The sequence below is a fragment of the Anabaenopsis arnoldii genome, assembly GCF_028331025.1.
GTDB classification, from domain to species: Bacteria; Cyanobacteriota; Cyanobacteriia; order Cyanobacteriales; family Nostocaceae; genus Anabaenopsis; species Anabaenopsis arnoldii.
In genome coordinates, this window is the sequence record NZ_JAQMUH010000185.1 from 25644 (window position 1) to 50621 (window position 24978).

Here is a 24978-nt window from a genome sequence, read left to right on the forward strand (position 1 = left end):
GGGTTACGGTGCTGGCCGTGGCTTCGGAGGCTTCGGAGTCCCTGGCTTCGGTGCTGGCCGTGGCTTCGGAGGCTTCGGAGTCCCTGGCTTCCGAGGCTACAGAGGCTGGGGCTTCGGTCTTGGCCGTGGCTTTTTCTAAGTTGGCAAAGTCCACCAACTGGGTCATTTGCTAGTTTCAACTGTGCATGAGGAGGTAAGCAAAGACTCATACCACTTATGTGAAAAGGCTACCTCCACAAGTTTGAGGAAACGAAGACCGCGCGGTCTTCGTTTTTTATACGGGCGATCGCTCGCCCATCCAATGGAGTAAAATCGGATTGACTAACTCAGGTGCTTCATCTTGGGGGCAATGTCCCACCCCTTCCAGGGCGATAAACTTAAGCACTTGTGGATAGTTAGCTAATTCCCTACCTAAATCTACTGGTTCCCAGGGGTCTGCCGTCCCCCACAAGATAATAGCAGGACAAGGGAGCAGGGGCAAAAGGTCTTCTGGTAAAGGTCCTGTAGAATAAGCAGTAAAGGCGAGAAACACCGCTACAGCGCCTGGGTCTTTTGCTGGTGCCGTGAGAATATCCACCAACTCATCTGTAACTATCTCTGCATTAGCATAGGCTTGGAGCAAAATCTTGCGTACTGTTTTCGGTTTAGCAACTTGATTGAAAAAAAACTTACCAACTGGTTTGATAGATAATATTTTTTGGAGAATTGGTGCGCCGAAGCGACGTGACCAGGGTAGTGTTGCCCGCTTGCGCTCGTGTAACAATCTTAAAGAACAATTGATTAGGGATACTCCTAAAGCTATATCTGGGTTACTAACTGCTGCTTGTAATACCACAATACAGCCAATGGAATTTCCGACTAAAAAGGCAGGTTCACCCACAACTTGGCGGCAAAAGTCGGCTAATTGCTGTCCCCACGTTTCGAGGGTGTAGGTGATTTCTCCCCCTGGTTCAGGTTTAGCCGAACCACCAAAGCCAATCAAATCAATGGCATAAACACGACAATTTTCTGCTAGCACAGGGATATTTTTCCGCCAGTGCCACCATGAAGCTCCAAAGCCATGGACGAGAACAACTGCGGGGCCATGAGTTCCTAGAGTTTGATAGCAGATGGGGAAACCCTGCCAAGTCCAAGTTTTACTTGAGGTAAATGTGGTTGTGGAAGTTGTCATCAGGAATTTGTAAATATTAAAGAAAGATATAAGGGGGACGGCGTATCGCTCACCTGAAGCGTGCCGGAGGCTTGATAAATTTCCCCGCAACTTAGCCCCATGTCTAAAGCCAGGGGATTCCTACGGATTACCTGGTGATGTTTTTTGCGAATTTCGATATTATTGTTATAATACTTCACATTTCCTAATCTTGCCGTTTTCTGTCCTGCATAGCTCGCAGCAGGTTAGTTAACAGCAGCTATGTAAGTGGAGAATTTCCGCCTGTGGAGAAAAAACCATCCGAGGTACTGATTTGGCCTAACTAGACATATATAGTCACTCTACTGCTATCTTAAATTGGAGGCAATTGCAACTTTTTTTGATAAGCGTAACTTCATGGGAACAAATTACCGACGGGTTTTACTTAAACTAAGCGGTGAAGCCTTAATGGGCAATATGGGCTATGGTATTGACCCTGAAGTGGTCAAAGAAATAGCCGAGGAAGTAGCAGAGGTAGTAGCCACTGGGGTTCAAATCGCCATCGTCGTAGGCGGTGGTAATATTTTTCGTGGTGTTAAAGCTGCGTCGGCAGGAATGGACAGGGCCACCGCTGACTACATAGGAATGATTGCCACGGTAATGAATGCCATGACGCTACAAGATTCGTTAGAACGTATGGGGGTACAGACGCGGGTACAAACCGCGATCGCTATGCAAGAATTAGCGGAACCGTATATCCGTCGTCGCGCTATCCGCCATCTAGAAAAAGGGCGGGTGGTAATTTTTGGTGCTGGTTCAGGAAATCCTTTCTTTACCACTGACACCACTGCAGCTTTAAGAGCCGCAGAAATTGATGCCGAGGTGATTTTTAAGGCCACTAAGGTAGACGGAATTTACGATGCTGACCCAAATCTATATTCTAACGCCAAGCGTTACACCAGTCTTACTTACGCCCACGTCTTAGCTAAAGATTTGCGCGTAATGGATAGTACTGCGATCGCCTTGTGTAAAGAAAACAATATCCCAATTCTGGTTTTTGATTTAACGGTGCGAGGTAACATCCACCGAGCCGTTTTGGGAGAATCTATCGGTACCCTTGTGGGAGGTTCTTGTGAAATTATCTGAAGCTGAGAGTACGATGCAAAAAACCGTTGAGGCGACTCAACGAGCTTTTAACACTATTCGCACTGGCCGCGCCAATGCGAGTTTACTAGATAAGGTCTTGGTGGACTACTATGGTTCACCTACACCCTTGAAATCACTGGCAAATATTAGCACTCCCGATGCCACAACTATCTTAATTCAGCCTTATGATAAAAGCAGCTTAAACCTAGTTGAGAAAGCAATTGCTCTCTCTGATGTCGGTTTAACACCCAGTAATGACGGTTCTGTAATTAGGCTCAACATTCCACCTTTAACAAGCGATCGCCGGAAAGAATTAGTCAAAATGGCTGCTAAGTATGCTGAAGATGGTCGCGTAGCCATCCGCAATATCCGTCGTGATGTCCAAGACTCTATTCGCAAGCAGGAAAAAGCTGCAGAAATCTCTGAAGATGAATCAAAAGACCAACAAGATAAACTGCAAAAGCTCACAAATAAATACACTGCCAAAATAGATGAGTTGCTGGTAGAAAAAGAAAAAGACATTACAACTCTCTAGGAAGCTATGGCTGTTAAGCAATTGCTCCTAGACTAGAGTATTATCAAATTTAAAGGCTGAAGAAACATTCTTCAGCCTTTATGTATGCCCAATAAGGATGTTAATAGCGTTTTCTCTAGCTATGGGGAAAATATCACTTGACACAGATAAATAGAGATAAAATCCACAATTTACTAATTCGAGGGTAAAAATTCAGCTATTATGTACGACACTATCATCGTGGGTGCTGGACCAGCTGGTGCCACGGCAGCATATCATTTAGCCAAGAAAGGACACTCAGTGTTACTTTTGGAAAAGGAATCGCTACCTAGGTATAAGCCCTGTGGTGGTGGTGTCTCACCAGCCATTGCGCAATGGTTTGACTTTGACTTTAGCCCAGCAATTTCGGTAAAAGTAGACTCTCTGCGCTTCACTTGGAAAATGGGCGACCCTGTAGAAGCAAAAATCGTCACCAAAGAACCAATCTGGATGGTAAGACGTGAGATTTTTGATTATTTCTTAGTGCAGCAAGCACAGAAACAAGGGGCTAGACTAAGTGATCATAATGGGGCTACAGGACTTGAATTTAAAAATGACTATTGGCAAGTTAACACGAATAATGGGCCGGTTACAGGTCGTTACTTAATTGCGGCTGATGGTGCAAAGGGAACCATGGCTAAATGGTTAGGCTTCAAAGACAGGAAACGTGTTTTAGCAGCAGCTTTAGAAGCAGAAGTTCCTGCTAATGTGGTCAATCAATCCACTGCTCACCTTGAGTTTGGTTTGGTTAAAAACGGTTATATCTGGAATTTCCCCAAAGCTGATGGTTATTCAATTGGCGTAGGGACATTTATGGGCGGTCAAAGACAAAACTTTAAGAAAATTTTGGACGAATACGCCCAATCCTTTGATCTAGATATTAAGACTAGTCAGCAATATGGTCATCCCATTTGTTCGTGGAATGGTCATCAAAAGCTACATACCCAAAACGCAATTTTAGCTGGGGAAGCGGCTTGTGTCGTTGACCCCATGACAGCAGAAGGTATTCGCCCCTCTATTTTTAGCGGTTTACTCGCTGCGGTGTCAATTGATCAAGCACTTTCTGGTGACATTAACGCTTTAGAGCAATACAGCGCCGCCATGAACGAACAATGGGGTAGTGAGATGGCTTGGGCGCAAAAACTAGGAGGTGCATTCTATCGTTTTCCTGGTATCGCTTACAAAGTGGGAGTTAAGCACCCATCTAGTGCGAAAATTATGGGTCAGCTTTTCTGTGGTGAAGTACACTACAGTGAGGTTACTGGACGCGCCTTGAAACGTTTAATTCGTGGTTTGTAAGCTATAGAACATTCTGTATTGCTGAATTTAAGTATATCGCCGGAAGATGATTTTTAACGCAAAGGGACGCAGAGGTTTATTGCGTCAGATGTGGGGGTCGGGTATTGGCGATTTCATGGAGTCCCTCTCCCCACCGGAAAGGGACAATGAAGATGTTGTGTTTAACAGGATTTTGACTAAGCGCCTACAGCTTCTTTAGCTGCGTAAAGGACTTCGGCGTTTATCTCTTTTAAGCCGCGATCACGGGCAAATTTCTCCGTGTTGCGCTTGACTTTACCACGGACAAATCCGGGAATTTTGTTTAGTTCTGCTTGACCGTCCTTGGTCCAGTTGAGGTCAGATGCGGCTGAAATTCCTTTGGTGATTACTTCTTTGGTATCGTGTCCCCCAAATATTTCTAACAGGTGGTCTTCCATTCCCAAGGTGAAGGAGTTGTAAATTAAATCTGTAATTTGATTTGTACCTTCGTAACCTAAAAATGGTTTGTAACCGATGGGGAAGTTCTGCACGTGTATGGGTGACGCAATTACACCACAAGGAATATCTAAGCGTTTACCAACGTGGCGTTCCATTTGTGTCCCAAAAATCGCTGCGGGTTCGACACGGGCGATCGCATCACCAATTTCCCCATGGTCGTCGCTAATCAACACTTGATCACAATATTCACTCACCTGTTCCCGGAACCACTCAGCATCATATTTACAGTAGGTTCCCGCCCAGACAACGTGAATCCCCATTTCCCGCGCTAAAATCTTCGTGATTCCCGCGGCGTGGGTATTATCACCAAATACCACAGCTTTTTTACCAGTCAAATTTTGACAGTCAATAGAACGGGAGAACCAAGCCGCCTGAGACACATGGAGAGTTTGTTCATTGATAAAGTCTTCGTAGTCTACCTCCGCACCCTGGGCGTTAATCACCTGCTGAATCTTGCGAATACACCGAGCAGTTTCTACTACCCCCATAGGGGTGATGTCTACATAAGGCGTTCCAAATTCTTGTTCTAGGTAAGTAGCAGTGGCTAAACCCAATTCCCGATAAGGAACCAGGTTAAACCAGGCTTGGGGCAGTTTTTTCAAGTCATGAACCGCAGCACCTTCGGGAATGATCGTATTGACTTCGATTCCCAAATCCGCCATTAACCGCTTCAGTTCCGTACAGTCGTGGTTATTATGGAAACCAAGAGTAGAATTACCAATGATGTTAACAGATGGTTTTGTGGTTTTCCCTTGGGGTAATTCGCCCCGCTTCCTGGCTTTTTCAATGTAGTATTGCACGATTTGGTGCAGGGTGCGATCGGCGGCTTGTAGTTCGTTGAAACGGTAGTGGTTGACATCCGCTAGCATCACGTCTCCTTTAGCCTCCAGCTGCGCCCGCTCGACAAAATTGTGCAGGTCTTCTTGTAGGATGCTAGAGGTGCAGGTGGGAGTTAACACAATTAAATCTGGGTGTTCTTCGGCATCTTTGCGGGTGATGTTATCTACTACCTTTTCTTGAGAACCCCTTGCTAAAACGTTGCGGTCAACTACACTGGTGGTCACCGGGGTGAAGTTTTTCTCCCGCGATAACATGGATCGCATGACGTTAAAGTAATCATCGCCTAATGGGGCGTGCATAATCGCATGAACGTTTTTAAATGAACTAGCGACCCGCAGAGTGCCAATGTGGGCAGGTCCTGCATACATCCAGTAAGCCAATTTCATGACTGTGTTCTCCCTTTTCTACTCAAATAATTATGAGTGCATGATGATTAAATCGCTTCTGATTGTCTCAAAACTTTGGAGTTAGTGAGAAATAGTAATTTTGGCTGCTTGGGCAGGTCGTTAATAGCTCAAACCCTCTTAGTGATTGGCATCTAGCCTCTGTTTTTACTGGTATTCCTATTGTTGAATTAAATAACTCTTAACGAATTGATAAATATTTTTATCAATTTTTGTTAATTATGTTGATGATTAAATTGTTCCCAATAATTTTGAGAAGAGAATACCTGTATTTACTCCCTAGGGAAAAATATGACTGTGGGCGACTTATATTTGACACCTATTCATAAGTCGGATTACACACCACAAGCCCGGGCGATCGCTACCCGTTGCTTTTGTCCTCCTGAAAGATTGGATGGATAGTAATTGACTCGATATCCCAATTTCACACCATGGATCTGTGCATTACGCAACTGTGCTTCTAGACGAGCAATTGTAGCTTGTCTTGCAGAGATGTCTCCGGCTTTTGCTCCCGCTTTTACCTGATGGACAACAGCTTGAGCAACTACAACTTGTTTTTGCGCTTTTTCTAAAGCTGCAAGTCGAGGGTGATAATTGTCAAGAATTACCACCACCTGTCCTTGAGACACTCAACCCCCTTGCTTAACCAAGAGTTTTCCTATCCGCACCCCAGTTTGAGAATTAGGAGCAGATAAACGGACTACTTCACCTTGAGGCTCTAAACGTCCTAAAGCAGCAACAGCAGTTCCCTACCATAACTACTGGATTTTATGTGTGGTCGGTGAGCGAAGTCGATAGGGATAGCGTGGCGTTAGCCATACCGTGTTCGGTGTGTTCCCTGTTCCCTAAGATAAAAGTTACCTGTTGAAAACTTATCAAACATCCTCTTACAGGTTTTGTAAATAAGTGCTTTTGCTTGGGTACCATAATCACTTTTTTTCTCAGTTAGAGATATCTAGAAGTTGTTGATATCTTTTGTTGGTGAAGATATACGACAGTCGTCGTATATCCGGTCTGCTTGTGGATAATCCCGGTAAAACTATGGAATACATGAGCAGCATCCGCTTTTAATAAAGCTTCAGACATTCTTACTTGTTAATCACTGCGGCTTGTTCGTTTTTCAAAATTGCTAAGTATTCACTCCGTGTTCCATCTATCCGGTAATGGTCGCAAATTTTGCATAGTTTCAAAACATCCAATCGGCTGAATAGTTTTTGATGCTGAATCTTATTATCAGTCCTCCATCGCCAAAAAGTTGTTCGATCAATACGACGATTACTTTCAGGCCATCTTCGTCTAGATAGGAAATCTATTATTTCTTGTTCATAAAACGAGTAGCCCTTGGGCAATTTTAGAAGTTCTTCTCTTAACTCAATTAGCGGTATGAGTGGATCTAACTCAGATAGTCTCATGCCAGCAATCCTTTATAGTTTCGTGTCCGTCTAATGATGTACAATACTTAATGCAGCACGGTTTAATGATATGCAAGTGCATTGTGTGAGCACGTGAATTTCCCTGAAGAGAGATAGGAGACCATCAAGTAATTGTATGTCTCTGTATTTCTCAGATTGGCAATTCAACAGCATTTGATTAGCCTTTATATCACCTACCATAAACATCTTGATCCTCAATTGCAACCCATAAGCAACATATTTGAAAATAAATTTTAAAATGAAAAAATGGCAATTTGGCACAGAGATAATATGTAAATACGTTATGGAAATTAAGCAAGTATTAAAATCTTATTTCATCAGATAAAAATGCTACATAATCAATTATTTATATTCTTAATGAGATATAAATAATTGATTAGTAAATAAATTTACCTAGGAATAGAAATAACATTAATAATCAGCATAAATAAATGAACTATACAACATTTATGGCAATTAGAAAGTAAATATAATCAAGCTTTAGAAGCATAGCGATGTTCCCCAGGATAGATGTAGTGCAAATAAATTAAAATTGATGTATAGGGGAGATTCTACCCAATCTTAGTCTAGTTATTTCTCAGGTTTGTACTCATTCACTCATGAGGTACTAATGTCTATATTAGACTGGTGAACTTTGTGACAATAGTCTATATATTGAAAATAATGATTTCAATTTTAATCAATCTTTAGGCAGATGTAAAAAATCTTAGATAAATTAAGTATCTAAAGTTAATATTTTTGACACATAGATTTATAGTAGGATACAACAGTCCAATTAGAAAATAAACTTCAAAACCCCTTGGCAACAAATACGAAAAGTCTCATCTATGCAATTTATATGCAATTGATACCAATAAAACCTTACCGTATGACATACTAGTAAGTCAGACATTAAATAATTATTGAGTTCATACTTACTGCCCTTCCAAGAGCATAGACAAAATGAGATTACAGAGATTCATGCTCTCCTTACCAAGTTTTGATAATCAGAGGCTAATTTTTCATGCCGCTCGCCAAACTCTTCGCAAAGCTGAAATGGCACGACTAGCGGTGCATGAATGGCTAAATCACCATGATTTTGAACTAGAAGAGTGGAAAAATAAAACGGCTTCTGAGCTTGGTATTAGTATTAGTGAGCTAGAGCAGAAACTATTAGCTGCTAATCAGAAAAAGGCAATGAAGAAAAAAGAAGATAATCATGGGGATTCAGAAAACAATTATTGATCAAGTTAATCAAGTTAATCATGTCTAAGCACAACCATGTGACCAAGAAATTGCTCGGCTGATATCATCCGGCTTAACAGGGTGTTTCATCTATGTTAGACATATGGAGTTGCATAGGAGTTGCGATCAAGAATCAAACATCCTAATATAACTGTAATTAGCAAATTAATCGATGTGCATGAGGCTGAGGTTTCGAGATTCAACTATTCCACCCACCTATGGCAAACTTCCATATATCTGCTGTTGATGTTTCCAGAATAACCTTGTGGAGCATAGATTATTCTCAACTCTCTCATTGACACAGTAAAACTCTGAACCTATCTAAATTTGACAAGCAAAATAGTGACCGTGAATTCATTACTGCTTCTACAATTGAAGCTCAATTACAACAGTTGCAATAAGATATCAGCAATTGTGAAAATTTTCTGCTTCAGATCATACAGGGGAAGAAAATAATGGTGACAAATGTATCGTTAAACCCTAGGGAAATTAACACAAAACGGCAACAGACCCCAATTGCCATCATCAGCATGGCTTTTATATTCCCCCAAGCCAAAAACTTACAGGAATATTGGGAAAACATTATTCACAAAGTAGATTGTATTACTGATGTTCGAGCTTCGCGTTGGAGCATAGATGATTATTATGACCCTAAACCCAGAACACGTGACAAAACCTACCGTAAACGGGGCGGATTTCTCCGAGAAGTTGACTTTAATCCCATGGAATTTGGGCTACCACCCAACATCTTAGAAGTCACAGATATTTCCCAGTTGTTAGGGTTGCTGGTGGACAAATCTGTCATAGAAGATGCTGGCCATGGTGAATCTGGAAATCGTCATATCTACGATAGACTTCGCGATCGCACCGGTGTAGTGTTAGGTGCAGCCCTGGGTAGACAATTAGCATTACCACTCAGTTGTAGAATGCAGTATCCCATTTAGGAAAAAATGAGCAATGGTAACTCAGCCCCAGTTAACAAAAATCACTCAGAAACACCAAACCTTTTTACTTCTGAGGATTCGGGTCAGAAAACCACACCTACAAACAAGGTAGCAGTGAATGGTATTGCCAAATCTATGAACAACAGCCAATCAGACCAACAGGATAGCAACTCTACACCAACCAATTTAGAAACATTTGTGAATTACCAAAGGGCTATAGACAACTTAGAGTATACTCTCATCCAACTAAATCGCCATCAACGTCAAATATTGCAGGTTCATGAACAATCTTTGCGGCATCAAACAGAATACACGAACAGCTTTTTCGGGCTGATGCAACAACAGCATATCCTCTGGGGAAATGGTCAATTCATTGAGAAACAACCCGAAACCCAGCAACTAGCCATCTCCAGTTTAGAACGTAGCATGATGCGGTTTCACGATCATCAAGCTGACAGCCTCCGCATTCATGAGCAATATCTGAAGTATCAGCAAGAATATACTCATAACTTTTTCCAGTTAGTCCAGCAACATCAACTACCAACCTGTGATGACAGGATTCAACACAGTTTGAATACTCCGGTATACGGAGAAGATCGGCCCATACCAGTAACAGCCGTATCGGCTGTGGCGACTGAATTACAGACGGTGACAACTAACGGTAGTGGTAACGGTAATGGTCAGGGTGCACATCATCAAACCATACCAGTTACAGATATAATTGCCACCCGGCAGAATCCCACTGCAACCATAGTAGCCACACCACCCGTAGATATTGATCCAGCTACCCTGCAGCCCACCCTGCTCACCATTGTCAGTGATCAAACAGGCTACCCCAGTGAAATGTTAGAGATGTCCATGGACATTGAAGCAGATTTAGGGATTGATTCCATCAAACGGGTGGAGATTTTGGGAGCATTATTAGAAATATACCCCGATTTACCCAGGCCCAATCTAGAGGAACTGGCACAGCTACGGACTCTGGCCGAAATAGCCGAGTACATCAGGACTATAGCAACGCCCACCATCAATAAAAATTAAATAACATTTTTAGTATTTGGGTGATGGGAAAACCAACACAGAATCAAATACCAAAAATAGCGATTGTGGGCATGGATTGCTATTTGGGTGGTAACTGCCAGGGTTTAGATAGTTTTGAACAAAGTATTTATGAATGATCATATTTCTATTATCAGAGTATTAGCAAAGCTATTGAGTCATAGAGTGGACATGGATTTGTCGCCACTGTATTCTCTCTCAGACCGTAGCTTGAATCACAATCAAATACTAGATCAAAACATCACCTTGGGTAGCCAGAAAACTGATGACATATTTCTGGGTAAGAATAAGCAGGAAATATTCCCAGAAAAATTTTATAACCCATCAATTAGTCCTCCCAGTCAGCAGTATGAATTACTGGAATTTAGTCAAGCCAGACCCACATATTCTCTGAATAAAAATTCAGTATTAGCTGAGGAAAAGAGATTTATGAGCAACTTAATCGCCGGGGATGATAAAGCTTCTAGTGTATTATTGAAGGATAGACCAAGCCCTGACTTGTCAGTTAACCCTAAGGCTTCGCTACCCAAGCTATCACACAATGTCGGAGTAGGTCATACTATTTCACCTCAAGAAGATGAGATTTTTATTGTGGAAGAAAGAGACTGCAAAAATGATCATACAGTTGATAAAGAACAGCTAGATAATTTACGCAATCCTCAGTATCAGAAGCTGATATATAATGCTTTTTACATGGCACAAAACCACAGCAATGTATTAGAAATACGACAACAATCACTACATCAAATCAGCGTCATAATCCAGCAACAACTAAATCTATACCAGAAAATATTTAACGCATAAAGTCATTAATTCACGAAAGTATTTCATGATGATAACAAAGCCATACCCCATTGTTTCTTAAGCAATTAAAAATTATGCCGACAATTGCTCCTCATAATGCCTAACAAATAACACCCTAAAAACCTCATGTTTAACAAAAATGTACTCAGTCATAAACGCGGAAATTCACTGTTAAAAACATCTAATTTTTTTGTGAGTAACCGTCAAGCATGGCATGGTGATATAAATACAATATCTTTTGATGGTAATGGCATAAGAGCTAAACTAATTAACTTAGCTAAACCTTGTTACATTATCAGAGTAGAAGATAAAATTGGTGTTACTAATCAAGGAGAATTAATTCATTATCCTAATGGTAAAACTGGACAAGAAATGTTGATGTCCGTTCCACCTATACATATTCAACAGTTAGGAGATCCCAACTTTATAGATTTCCATAATGTTAAATATGCCTATGCTACTGGTTCCATGGCTCATGGTATTGCTTCTGAACAATTAGTAATAGCTCTTGGTAAGGAGAAAATTTTAAGTTCATTTGGTGCTGGTGGTCTCTCTCCTGACCGTGTGGAAGCAGCCATCAAGCGTATTCAGCAAGCCCTACCCGAAGGAATTTACGCTTTTAACTTACTTCATAGTCCCAGTGAACCTACTCTTGAACGTGGTACAATTGATTTGTATTTGAAATATCAAGTCAGAACAATAGAAGCATCTGCATTTTTAGATTTAACTGATAACGTTGTCTACTACCGGGTTGCGGGACTAGGCTTGAATGCAGCTAATCAAATCCAAATTAAAAATAAAGTCATTGCCAAAGTTTCTCGCCGAGAAGTGGCCACAAAATTCTTAGAACCTGCTCCTGTGAAAATTCTTAAAAGATTAGTACAGCAAGGTCTCATCAGTGAATTACAGGCAAGTATAGCCGCAAAAGTTCCCATGGCTGACGATATTACCGTGGAAGCAGATTCCGGTGGTCACACAGATAATCGTCCCTTAGTTTGTCTGTTACCATCGATTTTGGAATTAAGAGATCAAATTCAAGGCCAATATGGTTACGAAAGACCGGTCAGAATTGGAGTAGCGGGAGGAATTGCGACTCCCCAATCAGTATTGGCTGCTTTTATGATGGGTGCTGCTTATGTCGTTACTGGTTCCATTAACCAATCCTGTATTGAAGCTGGAACTTCTGAATATACTAAACAATTGCTAGCCCAAGCGGATATGGCTGATGTGATGATGGCTCCAGCAGCAGATATGTTTGAGATGGGAGTAAAACTGCAAGTTCTCAAAAGAGGAACGCTCTTTCCTCTCCGGGCGCAAAAACTGTTTGACTTATACAAAAACTATGATTCAATTGAAGATATACCTGTTACCGAAAGAGAGAAGATAGAAAAGCAAATCTTCAGAAATAGTCTAGATAGCATTTGGCAAGAAACAGTTAATTATTTATCTCAACGTAATCCCGAAAAACTGCACAAAGCCGCCAACAATCCCAAGCTGAAAATGGCTCTAATTTTTCGCTGGTATCTAGGATTGTCTTCTCGTTGGTCTAACTCTGGTGAGAAAGGTCGGGAAATTGATTATCAAATCTGGTGCGGTCCATCTATGGGAAGCTTCAATAACTGGATACAAGGTTCTTACTTGGCAGATTTAAATAATCGGAAGGTAGTTGATGTTGCCCATCATATGATGATAGGAGCAGCATTTTTATACAGATTACAAAATCTGAAGATTCAAGGATTACAAATACCCGATTCTTATACTCAGTATCATCCAGTCATTTCTGGTAAATTGTAAGAGGTTGTTTGATAAGTTTTCAACAGGTAATTTTTATCTTAGGGAACAGGGAACACCGAAGGATTGGGGAACACGGTTCGACTTCGCTCACCGACCGCACAAAAAACAATAAAATCCAGTCTCCTCCCCTTACAAGGGGAGGGTTAGGGTGGGGTAAAACAATATTTGATACACTAATCATAACTTGACAAACATCCTCTTAGAGTAGCGGGGACTGGCTAAGGGATCAAGATTCTGAATTGATTCTCCCAGCGGTAACCCTATTTCGTCGCAGTTGCTAGATATCTACAGAGCTACGCCTGTGGTGGGCTTGGGAGGCTGAATTTCAGTGCCTATGCCTCGGCGATATAGTTGTGCTAATCGCTGCTCGTATTTAAGTAAGTCCTGGTAAATTTCCTTAAATATCGCGGTTGCTACGGGGTCAGTATACATTGCAGACAAATTGCTAATATCGCCAAGACCTGTTTGTACATCTCCTAGGGCGCAACGTAACTGATAGATGTCATCGCTACCAGTAAAGGTACTTTTAACTTTGGCGTATTGATTGGCGATATTTGCCACTATCGAAGGTTTTTCATGGAGTGTGTTGAGATAGGTTTCCAATTTCTGAATGTGGCGCTGTCTATTACTAATCATCTCTTGAAACAGCGATCGCACTTCGTGATCTGATTCTTTTTGGGTGTACTGTTCTAAGGCTTCCATTGAATAACGCTCCCCACTCAGTGCTATATTCAACCCCCTGGTAATTTCACCTTTAGTAGAACCACCCCAAGCATCAGCGAGTTTCCACCACTGGGCGCTAGTATCTTTTTCCTCTGGAAGTGCAGCATCTTTACCACCGTACCCCAGACGACTGAGCAATGCTGTGGTGAAAATCCCTAAGTCTCCTGGTTCGCGTGAGGTAATTAAATTCCTATCTACCACTAAGGGTTCATCTAGGTAATTTACACCTGCATTAATCATATCTTTGCGGATAGCAGTAAAGCCCGTGGCTTTTCTACCTTTGAGCAAATCACCTTCAATTAAAAGTTGCGGCCCGTGACATACAGCTGCTACCCATTTCCCTTGTTCCATGGCTTTTTGCACAAAGCTGACTGTGTTCGGGTTCCGCCGCATTTTATCCGGGGCCATACCACCGGGAATTACTACTGCGTCAAATTCCGCTGCTATGGCTTCTGTGGTGGTAGCGTCGGGCTGAACTGAAACTTTACCTCGTTTACCTTTATATTTTTCATTCATGCGTGAACCGAGGACAACTATCTCCATCCCAGCTTGCTTTAGTCCATTACACGGGATAGTAAATTCTATATCCTCAAATCCATGTTCTATGAGGATGGCGACTTTTTTCTTCCGAGAATGATTGTTATGATTGGTCATGATTTTTGCCTAGGTTAATAATTTTACTCAATAGGATGCTTGACTGCAGGAATTTAAGTTGGTGATGTGGTGAATAGTTCCTCATAGTCATGATCAAAATAATTATGAAATTTGCTGAATTTGTCAGGCTTAATGGCGTTTTGTAAGACTGCAAATACAGCCCGAACATGAATGGCGCTGGTTGTCGGTTCTATATTTTCTCTTTGACTCACACGAGTAATGAATTCTTGCAGGTTGAAAGGTTCACTAGTTTCTCCTTCTCGCCTTTGCAAAGATTGAGCTAATTCTTGTGGTAATTCTGCTGCTACTTCTTTGAATTCATCGCCGGGGATACGCTCTGTGATGGTTTCTAAGGTAGCACGGGTGGCGCGTTCGGCTTCTTCACGAGAATTTGATTGAGCTAGGCTTTGTACGTGTGTAATAAACTCGTTATATTCCATTCTATACCTCTTTTTATTGTAATTTGTAATTAAGAGTAGACTATTGATTTAATTCCTATTTAATTGCTAATATATGGATTTCACTCCTACACAGTTGAGGAATTTCAATTGAGACTTATTTATTAAAGTATCTTCTAATTACTATTTTTTCTTCGTACTCAGGGGATATATTTTTTTATCACTAAAGTAATATACCCTTGGTGATACTGTCTTTACCTTTGGTAAGGTTATGATGAATCGGTAAATAGAATTAATATTATTTATGGAAGAAAATAATCAGAATCAAGAAGTCAATTCTGATGATTTAACCGCAGAAATTACCGAATCTTACGGTACTGGTGTTAAGGATTTGCCGGGGTATAATATTGGCGGGCGATCGCTCAGACAAAGAAAACGTCAGTATACACACACAAGTCCGGAAATTACTGGCGGTGATGTTGATGCTTATTGGCAACAGGAAGATACGGTCGGAGATGAAGCTGTAGGTGGTACTGCCCCTACTCCTGATCAAAGTGTAACTGATGATTTAGGAAAGGCAGTAGGATTACCGATGAATGACGGTGATTTTCTCCATACTGAGGATATTTTAGAGCGGCGTGATCATTCTCGCTGGGAATTAGATCCGATGTCTTCTGATGATTATCAAGAGCGGAAAGATTAAACCCAAAACTTAAAAATTTAAGTTTTGGGATGTGAGGATAAGTTAAAACCTAATGCCTAATTGTCCATTAAATCCTCGCACAGAATTGTAACCAGCACCGATAAAAATATTATCGGTAGCACCTATTTGGACACCGCCAGAAACAGCAACACCTTGATCTTCTGAATACCAGCCGAGTCCGACATAAGGTGAAATCACTGGTAAACTGAAGAATTTTAAAACATCCCCTCCAGTAGCACCTTCGGGACCTCTGCCGATCTCAAAACCAAAATCTAAAACCCTCACACCAGCAGCATAGGTGACTTCTCCATCCTTTTCACCCACAGAAACCCAGGGTTGTGGTAACAATTGGGCAGGTGCTGGACTGGGGACAAATACAGTTAAGCAAGTTAAGGATGGAATGAGTATTTTGGCAATAACCGATTTTTTCACCGTTTTTATGGGAAACTACCTGTCATATTGTATTGCAACTCTCAGGTAAACCATCCACCTTTGAGTATTTTTCCGTGAATTTACTGTAAAATAAAAAGATATTTTTAATCTATCAGTCATCAACTCCCATCATGTCACCCCAAACCATTGAAAAAATTATATCTACCTACTTTGCCAATATTGCAGCAATGAATCCAGAAGGGTGGGTGAGTAAGACAGGTAAGCCAGTTATCTTTGCAGGAATTACGATTTTTGAAATCAACTCAGCTGGTAAGATTCAAACAACTCGCGCTTACTGGAATCCCCAAGAGATGGTAGCACAATTGCGGTGAACTCATCCATAATAGGGTAAGTATTATTTTTAATTTGATTATGTACTTAACTTGGTTAGACAGCAATAGTTGGTTACTGGAAATGGGTAACCAACGCATATTACTGGATCCTTGGCTGGTTGGTTCTTTAACTTTTGGCAATTTAGATTGGTTTTTCAAAGGTTCTCGGATACAAGAACGCCCCATACCACAAAATATTGATTTGATTTTGCTGTCTCAAGGTTTAGAAGACCACGCTCATCCACCCACTCTTAAACAACTAGATCATGAAATTAAGGTTGTGGGTTCTGCCAATGCGGCAAAATTATCACGTGAGTTGGGCTACAATTACGTAACATCCCTGAAGCACGGGGAAAGTTTCAACTTGAATCAACAAGTGGAAATCACAGCTGTTCCCGGCTCTGTGGTAGGTTATAATCTGGTAGAAAATGGTTATCTGATTAAAGAATTAACCAGTGGGTTAACAATTTATTATGAGCCTCATGGATCTCATTCGCCGGAAATTAAACAATTTGCCCCGGTTGACGTGGTGATTACGCCGATAGTAGATATAACATTGCCTTTAGGCTTGCCAGTTATTAAAGGTAGGAAGAGTGCATTGGAAGTTGCACAATGGTTACAACCTCAAATTATGCTTCCCACGGCCGCGGGTGGAGATGTGGTTTTTGAAGGTGTGCTGACGAAATTCTTGAAAGCTCAAGGAAGTGTGGCAGAATTTAATTGCCTACTGCAGCAGTATAATTTGTCTACCCAGGTGATGGAACTCACCCCGGGCGATCGCCGAGAATTGCAGTTGAGGAATAATTCAACTGTGAGCAAGTCCAAGCTCTAGATATGGCGGTTAGCCGTTGGCGATTTTAGTCGCCACCGCAATTCTCAAATCAATTGTGTTTGTATTTACCAAGCACCTGTAGCAAGTACAGAGCTTACTGTCCTGAGTAAAAACAGCCACGATACTAATCGTGACTGAGTACTTTGAATTAACTGATTTTTACTTTCTAGAATTAACTAGGGTTAAACTCAGAGTAAGACTGAGAAATTATCAGGCTTGAGCGTAATTTGCGGCAGCAAAGTCCCAATTGACTAATTGGTCTAAGAAATTCTTGATGAAAGCAGGACGCGCATTTTTATAGTCAATGTAGTAGGCGTGTTCCCAAACATCTAAAGTTAGGAGGGCTTTTTTGCCATGGGCTAAGGGGTTCTCTGCATTTGGTGTTTTCATGATCTTGAGAGTACCACCGTCATCAACTAACCAAGCCCAACCGCTACCGAATTGAGTTGCTGCAGCGTTAGAAAATTCTTCTTTAAATTTGTCAAAGCTACCAAAATCCTGATTAATTTTGGCTGCAAGGTCGCCAGTGGGTGCGCCCCCACCTGCGGGCTTTAAGCAATTCCAGAAAAAGGTGTGATTCCAAACTTGAGCAGCATTGTTGAAGATTCCCACCTTAGAGGAGTCTTTAAAGGCAATTTGGATGACCTCTTCCAAAGATTTGTCAGCCAGTTCTGTACCGTCAGTCAGCTTATTTAAGTTAGTCACATAGGCTGCATGATGTTTGCCATAGTGATACTCAAATGTTTCTCCCTTCATGCCATAGGGCTCGAGAGCGTTAAAGTCGTAAGGTAAGGGGGGTTGTGTAAATGCCATTTTGTGAAATCCTCTCTTGACTGTTTTCCGGTTTAAAACTGTTGAGCGAAACTTAGGAAACGACAGGTGTTATCTGTATGCGTTTTCTATCCCAACGCTATAGGATATAAAACTTAACATTGTCATTCTACTACCAAAGGGAGGATTCGGGCAAAATACTGTTTGATTTGAGCCAAATTGCATAAAGGTAGAAATATCAGAGATGCTCGACAACTAAGATAAGCGTTTTTGATAGTAGTTAACAATTTGTGCTGTAACTTCAGACACGTTAAGACCATCAGACTGTATTTCTACTGCATCCGCTGCTTTTTGTAAAGGGGAAATTTTCCGAGTGCTATCTTTTCGGTCTCGTTCGGCAATGTCGCCTTTGAGACGCTCTAGATTCACTTCGGGTTGTCCCTGTTTTTTCAAGTCTTGCTGACGGCGATGTGCTCGTTCATCAACAGATGCGGTTAAGAATACCTTAACTTCGGCATCGGGGAAGACATGAGTCCCAATGTCTCGACCTTCGGCGACTAAACCACCTTTTTTACCCCAGCTTTGCTGTTGTTTAACGAGTGCTTGACGCACGGCGCTTTGTGCTGCGATCGCCGATACTTGAGATGTCACTTCAATTGTGCGAATTGCTTGAGTTACATCAGTACCATTAATCCAAACCCTGACGGGAGATTGCAGATCCTCAGTGGGGGTAAGTTCAATATTGCACCGATTAACTAACTCAGCAATGGCGCATTCATCATCAAGAGCAATACCCTTTTGCAGCACCAGCCAAGTCACAGCCCGATACATAGCTCCTGTATCGAGATACACTAAACCCAGGTGAGTGGCCACTTGACGAGCCACTGTAGATTTACCAGCACCGGCTGGTCCATCGATAGCGATGATGGGCTGACGATCGCGCAGGATGGTATTATCAATCAAACGTGTGGAACCAAGACGACCTGCGATCGCCAGCATTCCCTCCTCCTCAACTGTTTCTAAAGACATTAACGTACTCGGATTAACTAATTCAATATATTCCACCATGAGATTAGGAACCTTTGCCAGTTCTTGCTGTACCAATCCTATGAGGGTACTGCGATCACGAACACCCTTACCAAACCCAGCAGCACTAGCCCGTAAAGCTTGATATAAAATTACTGCTTGGGCTTTTTCTTGTGCAGTCAAATATTGGTTACGAGAACTTAAAGCCAGACCCGACTCTTCCCGCAGGGTTGGACAAGCAATAATCTCTACTGGCAAATTTAAATCACTCACCAACCGTCTAATAATAGCTAGTTGTTGACCATCTTTTTGTCCAAAGTAGGCGCGGTCGGGTTGTACCAAGTTAAAAAGCTTGGTGACAATCGTCGCGACACCCTGAAAGTGACCAATGCGAGAACGACCACACAAACTGGACATCATAGCACATGGAGGCATTACTTGTGTCAGTTGAGATGCTTCTAGACTGTTCTGAGAAACACCCATTTCCTCTGGTGTGGGGGCAAAAATCGCATCTACCCCCGCTTTTCTACACATTTGTTGGTCTAGCTCTAAAGTGCGGGGATAACGTTGATAATCTTCATGGGGGCTAAATTGCAGGGGATTGACAAAAATACTGACAATCACCGTAGAATTTTCTTGCCTTGCCCTTGCCATCAAGCTCAAATGACCTTGATGTAATCCTCCCATAGTTGGCACCAAACCGACAGCCGTCTGGTACCAGCTAGACATCGCATCTAGTCCCAAATCTTCGGGAACCCTGAACTGATGTTGTGAACAAAGTTGAGTTAAATAGCAGCGTAAAGCTGCAACTGTTGTCAGCAGACGCACAAAATACCCCTAGTTCTTTTTAAGCCTCTCCCCCGTTAGTTTATATCTGAAATAGGGGGCTGGGGTATGGAACTAGGGGTATTAGGGACTGGGGACATTATCCACTGAAATTCTCAGGAATTATCGCCCCATAACTTCAATCTTCACAGGTGCTAAACCGTTGTTAATCATTCCTAAGCTACGAGCAGCACCAGTGGATACATCGATGACTCTACCGCGAATGAATGGGCCTCGGTCATTAATTCGCACCACAACCGAACGACCATTACGGGTGTTAGTCACACGAACTCGCGTGCCGAAAGGTAAGCTACGATGGGCTGCAGTCATACCTTCGGGATTAAATCTTTCACCGGTGGCGGTAGGTCTACCAGCAAAACCGCGACCGTAAAAGGAAGCTATACCACGGAAAGTGAGTCGTTTGTTGCTCGCAAGCTGCTGTGCGGGCTGCTGCGAACCAACTTTTACTGGTTCAGGGAGATTAGCAATTTCTGTGATGGGAGATGCATTACCAATGAGTCTCCGCAAGCGATTAGTTACTTGCAATGCATCTTCTGCGAGATTTTCGGTGGTTCCTGCTAGGATGGTTTTTGCATTGATTTCCACCAATTCCCGATCTTTAATTTTAATCGTATAGCTCTCGCCGGTGTGTTGTGTGACAGAGGCACTTTTGTTGCCATCTGTAGATTCGCCCTGACCCCTCCAACTAACGGTAATCTGTTGAGCATCCTCACCATTACGCACTAGCTGGTTAATACTGGCTGCTATGAGTCCAGCTCTATAAACCGGGTCATCATTAAGGGATTTCTTTTCCTTTGTCGCATTCCTCAAGTTCCCTACACTCGTCCCCGTGCGACCAGAGGACTGTTGTCCCGCAGTAGTTCCAATTCCACTCACCGTCAAACTTTGCGGCTGTGGCTGAGAACTCAAAAAGGTAATAACTGGAATATTTTTGATAAACAGGGTTGCCGCTTTACGACCTCCAATGTAGTGAGAATGAATGTTTGTTATCACAGCATCGGAAGTCAGTTTCCCAGATGAGGTTTGAAACTCTCCTACTTTAACTACATTTTTAACTGATGTTTCTGGAGAAACTCGATTAGTTTGCTTTGTAGTAGTAGTTTGAGTGCGTCCGACTAAGGGCGTACCCACAACAGTCAGAAACAGGGCGACAATAGTCCACAAATATCGTTGATTCATGCGTCCGATTTTTAAAGCGAGTGTAGAACAGCAGTTTTTTAGTTCCTGGGATTTTTTGCCAGTTTCAGTGACATCTCCCATGAAGTTTCCTGGGTTCTGGGTTTCACTTTTTTGATTTATAACTGCAACACACTATCACGAACTTTGAAGGTTGGGGATCAGGGTTTTACCGTAGATCTAAATCACTTTATTCGATTTCAATTCTAATTTCCGCGGCGAAACCGTTTTCAAATCAGGATTTTGAGGATGTAACGTTTTTTGTAACTGACTCAAGCTTTCATATGAAAATCTAATATTTCGGCGGTTTTTGATTAGTAATAACACTCCTAAGAGAAAAATGTATTTTAAGAAACATATAAATTTATTAAATATATTTTTGTCAAAACTCCCTCAAAATACTTGAGTATATTTCCTTGAGGAATTTTTGGGCAGCCCACTCAAAATCATCTGTAAGTCTACATACAAATATTTTTAATTTTAAATAGGCTAGCAGTCATGTTCTAGTGGTTAGTCATCTGATGAGACCTTTTCTCAGTAAATACATTTACACAAGTATATATTTAAGTATTATATTTTATGTATATATGCCATTTAATTACTGAAAAACCCCCATCATTTGGTAACTAAAAAGTATTTTTTTACAAATTAAAATCAATGATGAGAAAATTAAAAAAGCTTCACTGGCTTGAGCTAACAAAAAATAAAGTAGCGAAAATTACATATATTTTCGGTTGCTAGATTAACTTAAATATGATTTCCGAGAGAAAAATATTAGGCTCATGGCAAACAAAGCAAATCCAGAAAATGTAGAAATCGGTTCAGCGCCATTTTTAGCTGTTCTCAACGACTTATATTCCCAATACAAGTTACTCAAGGAGGGTACACTAGCAAACTATATTCCAGAACTGGCAAAGGTAAATCCAGAATTATTCAGCATTTGCATTGTCACAGTAGATGGTCAAAGGTACGAAGTCGGGGATAATCAACACCAATTTACTATCCAGTCCATTTCCAAAGTGTTTGCTTATGGACTGGCTTTAGAAGATCATGGACGGGATTATGTCTTAACTAAAGTGGGGGTTGAACCAACAGGAGACGCATTCAACGCCATTATTCTCGATGAACAATCGAAGCGACCTTATAACCCCATGGTAAATGCAGGTGCGATCGCCACTACCAGTTTAATTAAAGGGTCTGGTGCGACGGAACGCTTAAACCGGGTTCTGGATATGTTTCAGAAATACACCGGACAGAATGCACTGGTTGATATCTCAGTGTTTACCTCTGAACGTAGTACGGGACATCGCAACCGCGCCATAGCACATTTAATGCTCAATTTTGGCATGATTGACCAAAACATTGAAGAAGTTTTGGATCTTTACTTTCAGCAGTGTGCTGTGATGGTAAATTGCCAGGATTTAGCGGTGATGGCGGCCACCCTTGCTAACAGAGGTATGAACCCGATTACAGGAGAACAAGCAATAGATAGTCGTTACATTAAAGATATTCTCAGCGTCATGTACACCTGCGGTATGTATAACTTTGCTGGGGAATGGGCTTACAAAGTTGGTATTCCGGCTAAAAGTGGGGTTTGTGGTGGAATTATGGCGGTTGTACCCCATAAAATGGGCATTGGGGTATTTTCGCCATTGTTAGATGTCCGTGGTAATAGTGTCCGGGGAGTGAAAGTGTGTGAGGAACTTTCCCAGCGATTAGGGTTACATTTATTTGAATGTTCAGGTGAGGGACTGAAATTTTAACTCACTGTAATTACCGCTCCCAGACTCTCATTCGCCAACCTATCAACAGCACACACTGCATAGGTTCCAGCTTGTTGCACCGTGGCGGTAGCTGGCGTGGCGTAGCCATAAGTTCCAGCAGATAAGACCCGCTGAAGTACCCAATTTTCACCAGTCTGTCGATAAAGTGTCCAAGAACGCACGGGTTGCTCATCGCCGGGTTCCCAACTTAGGCGACGATTATTAACTTGTAGTTCTCGGGGTGGTGGTGGTGGGTCTGTATTCTGCCATGACATAGTAGGTACTATGGCGGGGGTGGGATAAAGGGAATTGCGGAAACTGTCAGCAATTCCCTGACGGTTTTGATTAATGTGACTCATGCTAAAAAAGATATTACCCAGTGACAAGTTAGCAGCTAGGTTGCGAGTGATGGTAACTTGTTTGCTAATCTCTCCACTCTTCCAAGCTTTGCCATCAAGTTGACTAATATTGTTGCCTACATATATATGTCGCTGCTGAGGATTAATTTCTGTCCACCATTTTAGTAGTGTGGGATAACTTTGTGCGGTCTGGTCAATGCGCCAATAAAGTTGAGGGGCGATATAATCCACCCAACCTTGTTCTAACCATTTTTTAGCATCAGCATACAGTACACTATAAGCATCTAGGCCATTTATTCCTGGTGGTTGTCCAGGTCGGTAAATACCAAAGGGACTAATACCGAATTTGACGTGGGGCTTTATGGCTTTGATTCCTTGAAATAGCCGTAATACCATTTGATTCACGTTTTCCCGTCGCCAGTCACTTAAGCTGAGTTGACCACCAGTTGATCTATAAGCTGCATAGGTTTTACTATCGGGGAAGGTTTGACCCTCGATGGGATAGGGATAAAAATAATCATCCAAGTGAATGGCATCTATATCATAGCGACGCACAACATCCATCATCACGTTGTACGCCCTATCCTGGACGATTTTGATTCCTGGGTCCATCCATAGTTGATTACCCCATTTGTAAACTACTTCGGGATTTGTCAAAGCTATATGGTTTCTGGCGTTGGGTCTAGCTGTGATGCTAGTTTTGGCCCGGTAGGGGTTGAACCAAGCATGAAGTTCAATATTACGTTGGTGACATTGAGCGATCGCAAATTCCAAAGGGTCATAAAATGGTTCTGGTGGTTTCCCTTGAGTTCCCGTCAACCAAGCGCTCCAGGGTTCTAGTTGGGAAGCATATAAAGCATCACCTTCTGGTCGCACCTGCAAAATCAGGGCGTTGAAGTTGAGTGCTTGTAATCGGTCGAGAATTGCAATCAATTCAGCTTGCTGTTGTGCTGTTGAGAGTCCGGCTTTAGAGGGCCAGTCACTATTCCATACTGTTGTCACCCACGCCCCCCGAAACTCTCGCTGATGATTTACCTTGACAGTTTTAGGAGTATTGACAAGTTTTGGGGTAACTATGATATAATTAGATAATATTTTATCGGCTCTACCTAAGTAAACCAAAGCTTGATATACAATTACTGCCACTTCTGCACGGGTGGCTGGTAAAGTAGGGTTGAGTAACTTCGTGTTGGGGTAACTAGCTACTAATTCTGTTTGAGTAGCGATCGCCACTTGATTTCTAGCATAACCAGGGATTTTTTCCGCATCTTGATATATTTCTGGTAATTTACTCAGCAAGTCTGGTGGAGCATCAATAGCTATTGCCAAACCATTGACTAAAGCAACTAAAGCATCGCCGCGGATAATTCTGTCATTGGGGCGGAAATTCCCGTCGGGATAACCAATAATAAATCCGCTTTCGTAAGCTTTTTTAATACCACTCACAGCCCAATGATTAGCCGGGACATCAGCAAAGGGGACATAACGACGCTTTGCTGATACTGTAAATACTGCGGCAATTATAGCAGCAAACTCCGCACGAGTCACTGGGCTATCTGGTCGGAAACTGCCATCAGGATAGCCATTTAAAATTCGACGCACCGCTAATTCTTGGATGAATAAGCCGGCCCAATGATTTTGAACATCCGGGAAACGAGTAGAATTAGATATCATGACCGATATTAACTAACTTGGCTTCATTCTTACACTATTTGTTAATTTAACAACAGCAGACCCATAGCCACTGTGATAGTGTATAAATTTTAATAATTTAAGTGACTTCTGTGTATTTTTGAGGATAAAAGTATGATGAACGCGGGATTCTGAATTCACTAGCTTAGATATGAATTTAAACAA

At 41.9% G+C, this 24978-nt stretch carries 21 protein-coding genes and 2 pseudogenes; 12 read left to right on the plus strand and 11 right to left on the minus strand.

The window, feature by feature from the left end:
* Window positions 1-274: 274 nt before the first annotated feature.
* Window positions 275-1171, minus strand: coding sequence for an alpha/beta fold hydrolase (locus tag PN457_RS16285; protein ID WP_271734494.1), 897 nt, complete (start codon window positions 1169-1171; stop codon window positions 275-277).
* 375 nt (window positions 1172-1546) lie between these two features.
* Between PN457_RS16285 and pyrH the strand changes: the two genes are divergently transcribed.
* The 3 genes from pyrH (at window position 1547) to PN457_RS16300 (ending at window position 4127) form a co-directional block, all read left to right on the plus strand.
* A complete protein-coding gene (gene pyrH, locus PN457_RS16290; RefSeq protein WP_271734496.1) occupies window positions 1547-2275 on the plus strand; it encodes a UMP kinase in 729 nt (242 codons plus the stop codon).
* The gene (frr, locus tag PN457_RS16295; RefSeq protein WP_271734522.1) at window positions 2262-2810 is read left to right on the plus strand and encodes a ribosome recycling factor; all 549 of its coding nucleotides are present in this window, start codon (window positions 2262-2264) and stop codon (window positions 2808-2810) included. Before pyrH ends, frr begins: the two co-directional genes overlap by 14 nt.
* Window positions 2811-3011: 201 nt before the next feature.
* The gene (locus PN457_RS16300; protein WP_271734524.1) at window positions 3012-4127 is read left to right on the plus strand and encodes a geranylgeranyl reductase family protein; all 1116 of its coding nucleotides are present in this window, start codon (window positions 3012-3014) and stop codon (window positions 4125-4127) included.
* A gap of 176 nt (window positions 4128-4303) precedes the next feature.
* Here the strand turns inward: PN457_RS16300 and bchB are convergent, their stop codons facing one another.
* From bchB to PN457_RS16315, 3 genes and pseudogenes are all read right to left on the minus strand, one after another.
* Entirely contained in the window at window positions 4304-5830 is a 1527-nt protein-coding gene (gene bchB / locus PN457_RS16305) for a ferredoxin:protochlorophyllide reductase (ATP-dependent) subunit B (RefSeq protein WP_271734526.1), read from the minus strand.
* 353 nt (window positions 5831-6183) lie between these two features.
* Window positions 6184-6594 (minus strand): annotated as a pseudogene (locus PN457_RS16310) (ATP-binding cassette domain-containing protein); the annotation flags it as partial.
* Between the two features lie 342 nt (window positions 6595-6936).
* Window positions 6937-7260: a hypothetical protein gene (locus PN457_RS16315; RefSeq protein WP_271734528.1), complete on the minus strand. Its 324-nt coding sequence runs from the start codon at window positions 7258-7260 to the stop codon at window positions 6937-6939.
* A 981-nt stretch (window positions 7261-8241) separates the two neighbouring features.
* Here PN457_RS16315 and PN457_RS16320 point away from each other — a divergent pair.
* From PN457_RS16320 to PN457_RS16340, 5 genes and pseudogenes are all read left to right on the plus strand, one after another.
* The gene (locus tag PN457_RS16320) at window positions 8242-8505 is read left to right on the plus strand and encodes a hypothetical protein (RefSeq protein ID WP_271734530.1); all 264 of its coding nucleotides are present in this window, start codon (window positions 8242-8244) and stop codon (window positions 8503-8505) included.
* A 404-nt stretch (window positions 8506-8909) separates the two neighbouring features.
* Window positions 8910-9446 (plus strand): annotated as a pseudogene (locus tag PN457_RS16325) (beta-ketoacyl synthase N-terminal-like domain-containing protein); the annotation flags it as partial.
* 9 nt (window positions 9447-9455) lie between these two features.
* Window positions 9456-10490, plus strand: a complete 1035-nt coding sequence (locus PN457_RS18480) for a phosphopantetheine-binding protein (protein WP_271734535.1) — start codon at window positions 9456-9458, stop codon at window positions 10488-10490.
* A gap of 129 nt (window positions 10491-10619) precedes the next feature.
* Window positions 10620-11312 (plus strand): hypothetical protein, encoded by a 693-nt coding sequence (locus tag PN457_RS16335; RefSeq protein WP_271734537.1) that lies wholly within the window; start codon window positions 10620-10622, stop codon window positions 11310-11312.
* 126 nt (window positions 11313-11438) lie between these two features.
* Window positions 11439-13106 (plus strand): PfaD family polyunsaturated fatty acid/polyketide biosynthesis protein, encoded by a 1668-nt coding sequence (locus tag PN457_RS16340; RefSeq protein WP_271734539.1) that lies wholly within the window; start codon window positions 11439-11441, stop codon window positions 13104-13106.
* 285 nt (window positions 13107-13391) lie between these two features.
* Here the strand turns inward: PN457_RS16340 and PN457_RS16345 are convergent, their stop codons facing one another.
* Window positions 13392-14483: a DJ-1/PfpI/YhbO family deglycase/protease gene (locus PN457_RS16345; RefSeq protein ID WP_271734540.1), complete on the minus strand. Its 1092-nt coding sequence runs from the start codon at window positions 14481-14483 to the stop codon at window positions 13392-13394.
* A gap of 53 nt (window positions 14484-14536) precedes the next feature.
* Window positions 14537-14923, minus strand: a complete 387-nt coding sequence (locus tag PN457_RS16350) for a DUF2267 domain-containing protein (RefSeq protein ID WP_271734541.1) — start codon at window positions 14921-14923, stop codon at window positions 14537-14539.
* Window positions 14924-15185: 262 nt separating this feature from the next.
* On the opposite strand from PN457_RS16350, the gene PN457_RS16355 reads away from it, so the two are divergent.
* On the plus strand, window positions 15186-15584 hold the full coding sequence (locus tag PN457_RS16355; protein ID WP_271734543.1) for a DUF6335 family protein: 399 nt from the start codon (window positions 15186-15188) through the stop codon (window positions 15582-15584).
* Between the two features lie 42 nt (window positions 15585-15626).
* Here PN457_RS16355 and PN457_RS16360 read toward each other — a convergent pair whose 3' ends face one another.
* Window positions 15627-16016, minus strand: coding sequence for a hypothetical protein (locus PN457_RS16360; RefSeq protein WP_271734544.1), 390 nt, complete (start codon window positions 16014-16016; stop codon window positions 15627-15629).
* Between the two features lie 131 nt (window positions 16017-16147).
* Between PN457_RS16360 and PN457_RS16365 the strand changes: the two genes are divergently transcribed.
* Window positions 16148-16348, plus strand: coding sequence for a nuclear transport factor 2-like protein (locus PN457_RS16365; protein ID WP_271734546.1), 201 nt, complete (start codon window positions 16148-16150; stop codon window positions 16346-16348).
* 40 nt (window positions 16349-16388) lie between these two features.
* Window positions 16389-17180, plus strand: a complete 792-nt coding sequence (locus PN457_RS16370) for an MBL fold metallo-hydrolase (protein ID WP_271734548.1) — start codon at window positions 16389-16391, stop codon at window positions 17178-17180.
* Between the two features lie 210 nt (window positions 17181-17390).
* On the opposite strand, the gene sodB is transcribed toward PN457_RS16370, so the two are convergent.
* The 3 genes from sodB to PN457_RS16385 all read right to left on the minus strand — a co-directional run bounded on the left by sodB (window position 17391) and on the right by PN457_RS16385 (window position 21002).
* Entirely contained in the window at window positions 17391-17993 is a 603-nt protein-coding gene (gene sodB, locus PN457_RS16375) for a superoxide dismutase [Fe] (RefSeq protein WP_271734549.1), read from the minus strand.
* A gap of 213 nt (window positions 17994-18206) precedes the next feature.
* A complete protein-coding gene (locus PN457_RS16380; RefSeq protein WP_271734550.1) occupies window positions 18207-19805 on the minus strand; it encodes a bifunctional pantoate--beta-alanine ligase/(d)CMP kinase in 1599 nt (532 codons plus the stop codon).
* A gap of 120 nt (window positions 19806-19925) precedes the next feature.
* On the minus strand, window positions 19926-21002 hold the full coding sequence (locus PN457_RS16385; protein WP_271734609.1) for a septal ring lytic transglycosylase RlpA family protein: 1077 nt from the start codon (window positions 21000-21002) through the stop codon (window positions 19926-19928).
* A 779-nt stretch (window positions 21003-21781) separates the two neighbouring features.
* Here PN457_RS16385 and glsA point away from each other — a divergent pair.
* Entirely contained in the window at window positions 21782-22762 is a 981-nt protein-coding gene (gene glsA / locus PN457_RS16390) for a glutaminase A (protein WP_271734551.1), read from the plus strand.
* Here glsA and PN457_RS16395 read toward each other — a convergent pair.
* A complete protein-coding gene (locus tag PN457_RS16395; RefSeq protein ID WP_271734552.1) occupies window positions 22759-24795 on the minus strand; it encodes a glycoside hydrolase family 10-like protein in 2037 nt (678 codons plus the stop codon). The genes glsA and PN457_RS16395 overlap by 4 nt on opposite strands.
* Window positions 24796-24978 lie beyond the last annotated feature (183 nt).

What these genes read in the sequence shown, in the direction of transcription:
- pyrH (WP_271734496.1), top strand. Translation starts at nt 1,547, where the DNA reads ATGGGAACAAATTACCGACGGGTTTTACTTAAACTAAGCGGTGAAGCC.
- bchB (WP_271734526.1), bottom strand. Translation starts at nt 5,830, where the DNA reads ATGAAATTGGCTTACTGGATGTATGCAGGACCTGCCCACATTGGCACT.
- PN457_RS16365 (WP_271734546.1), top strand. Translation starts at nt 16,148, where the DNA reads ATGTCACCCCAAACCATTGAAAAAATTATATCTACCTACTTTGCCAAT.
- PN457_RS18480 (WP_271734535.1), top strand. Translation starts at nt 9,456, where the DNA reads ATGAGCAATGGTAACTCAGCCCCAGTTAACAAAAATCACTCAGAAACA.
- PN457_RS16315 (WP_271734528.1), bottom strand. Translation starts at nt 7,260, where the DNA reads ATGAGACTATCTGAGTTAGATCCACTCATACCGCTAATTGAGTTAAGA.
- sodB (WP_271734549.1), bottom strand. Translation starts at nt 17,993, where the DNA reads ATGGCATTTACACAACCCCCCTTACCTTACGACTTTAACGCTCTCGAG.
- PN457_RS16320 (WP_271734530.1), top strand. Translation starts at nt 8,242, where the DNA reads ATGCTCTCCTTACCAAGTTTTGATAATCAGAGGCTAATTTTTCATGCC.
- PN457_RS16285 (WP_271734494.1), bottom strand. Translation starts at nt 1,171, where the DNA reads ATGACAACTTCCACAACCACATTTACCTCAAGTAAAACTTGGACTTGG.
- PN457_RS16350 (WP_271734541.1), bottom strand. Translation starts at nt 14,923, where the DNA reads ATGGAATATAACGAGTTTATTACACACGTACAAAGCCTAGCTCAATCA.
- glsA (WP_271734551.1), top strand. Translation starts at nt 21,782, where the DNA reads ATGGCAAACAAAGCAAATCCAGAAAATGTAGAAATCGGTTCAGCGCCA.
- PN457_RS16340 (WP_271734539.1), top strand. Translation starts at nt 11,439, where the DNA reads ATGTTTAACAAAAATGTACTCAGTCATAAACGCGGAAATTCACTGTTA.
- PN457_RS16385 (WP_271734609.1), bottom strand. Translation starts at nt 21,002, where the DNA reads ATGAATCAACGATATTTGTGGACTATTGTCGCCCTGTTTCTGACTGTT.
- PN457_RS16335 (WP_271734537.1), top strand. Translation starts at nt 10,620, where the DNA reads ATGAATGATCATATTTCTATTATCAGAGTATTAGCAAAGCTATTGAGT.
- PN457_RS16395 (WP_271734552.1), bottom strand. Translation starts at nt 24,795, where the DNA reads ATGATATCTAATTCTACTCGTTTCCCGGATGTTCAAAATCATTGGGCC.
- PN457_RS16370 (WP_271734548.1), top strand. Translation starts at nt 16,389, where the DNA reads ATGTACTTAACTTGGTTAGACAGCAATAGTTGGTTACTGGAAATGGGT.
- PN457_RS16355 (WP_271734543.1), top strand. Translation starts at nt 15,186, where the DNA reads ATGGAAGAAAATAATCAGAATCAAGAAGTCAATTCTGATGATTTAACC.
- PN457_RS16300 (WP_271734524.1), top strand. Translation starts at nt 3,012, where the DNA reads ATGTACGACACTATCATCGTGGGTGCTGGACCAGCTGGTGCCACGGCA.
- PN457_RS16345 (WP_271734540.1), bottom strand. Translation starts at nt 14,483, where the DNA reads ATGACCAATCATAACAATCATTCTCGGAAGAAAAAAGTCGCCATCCTC.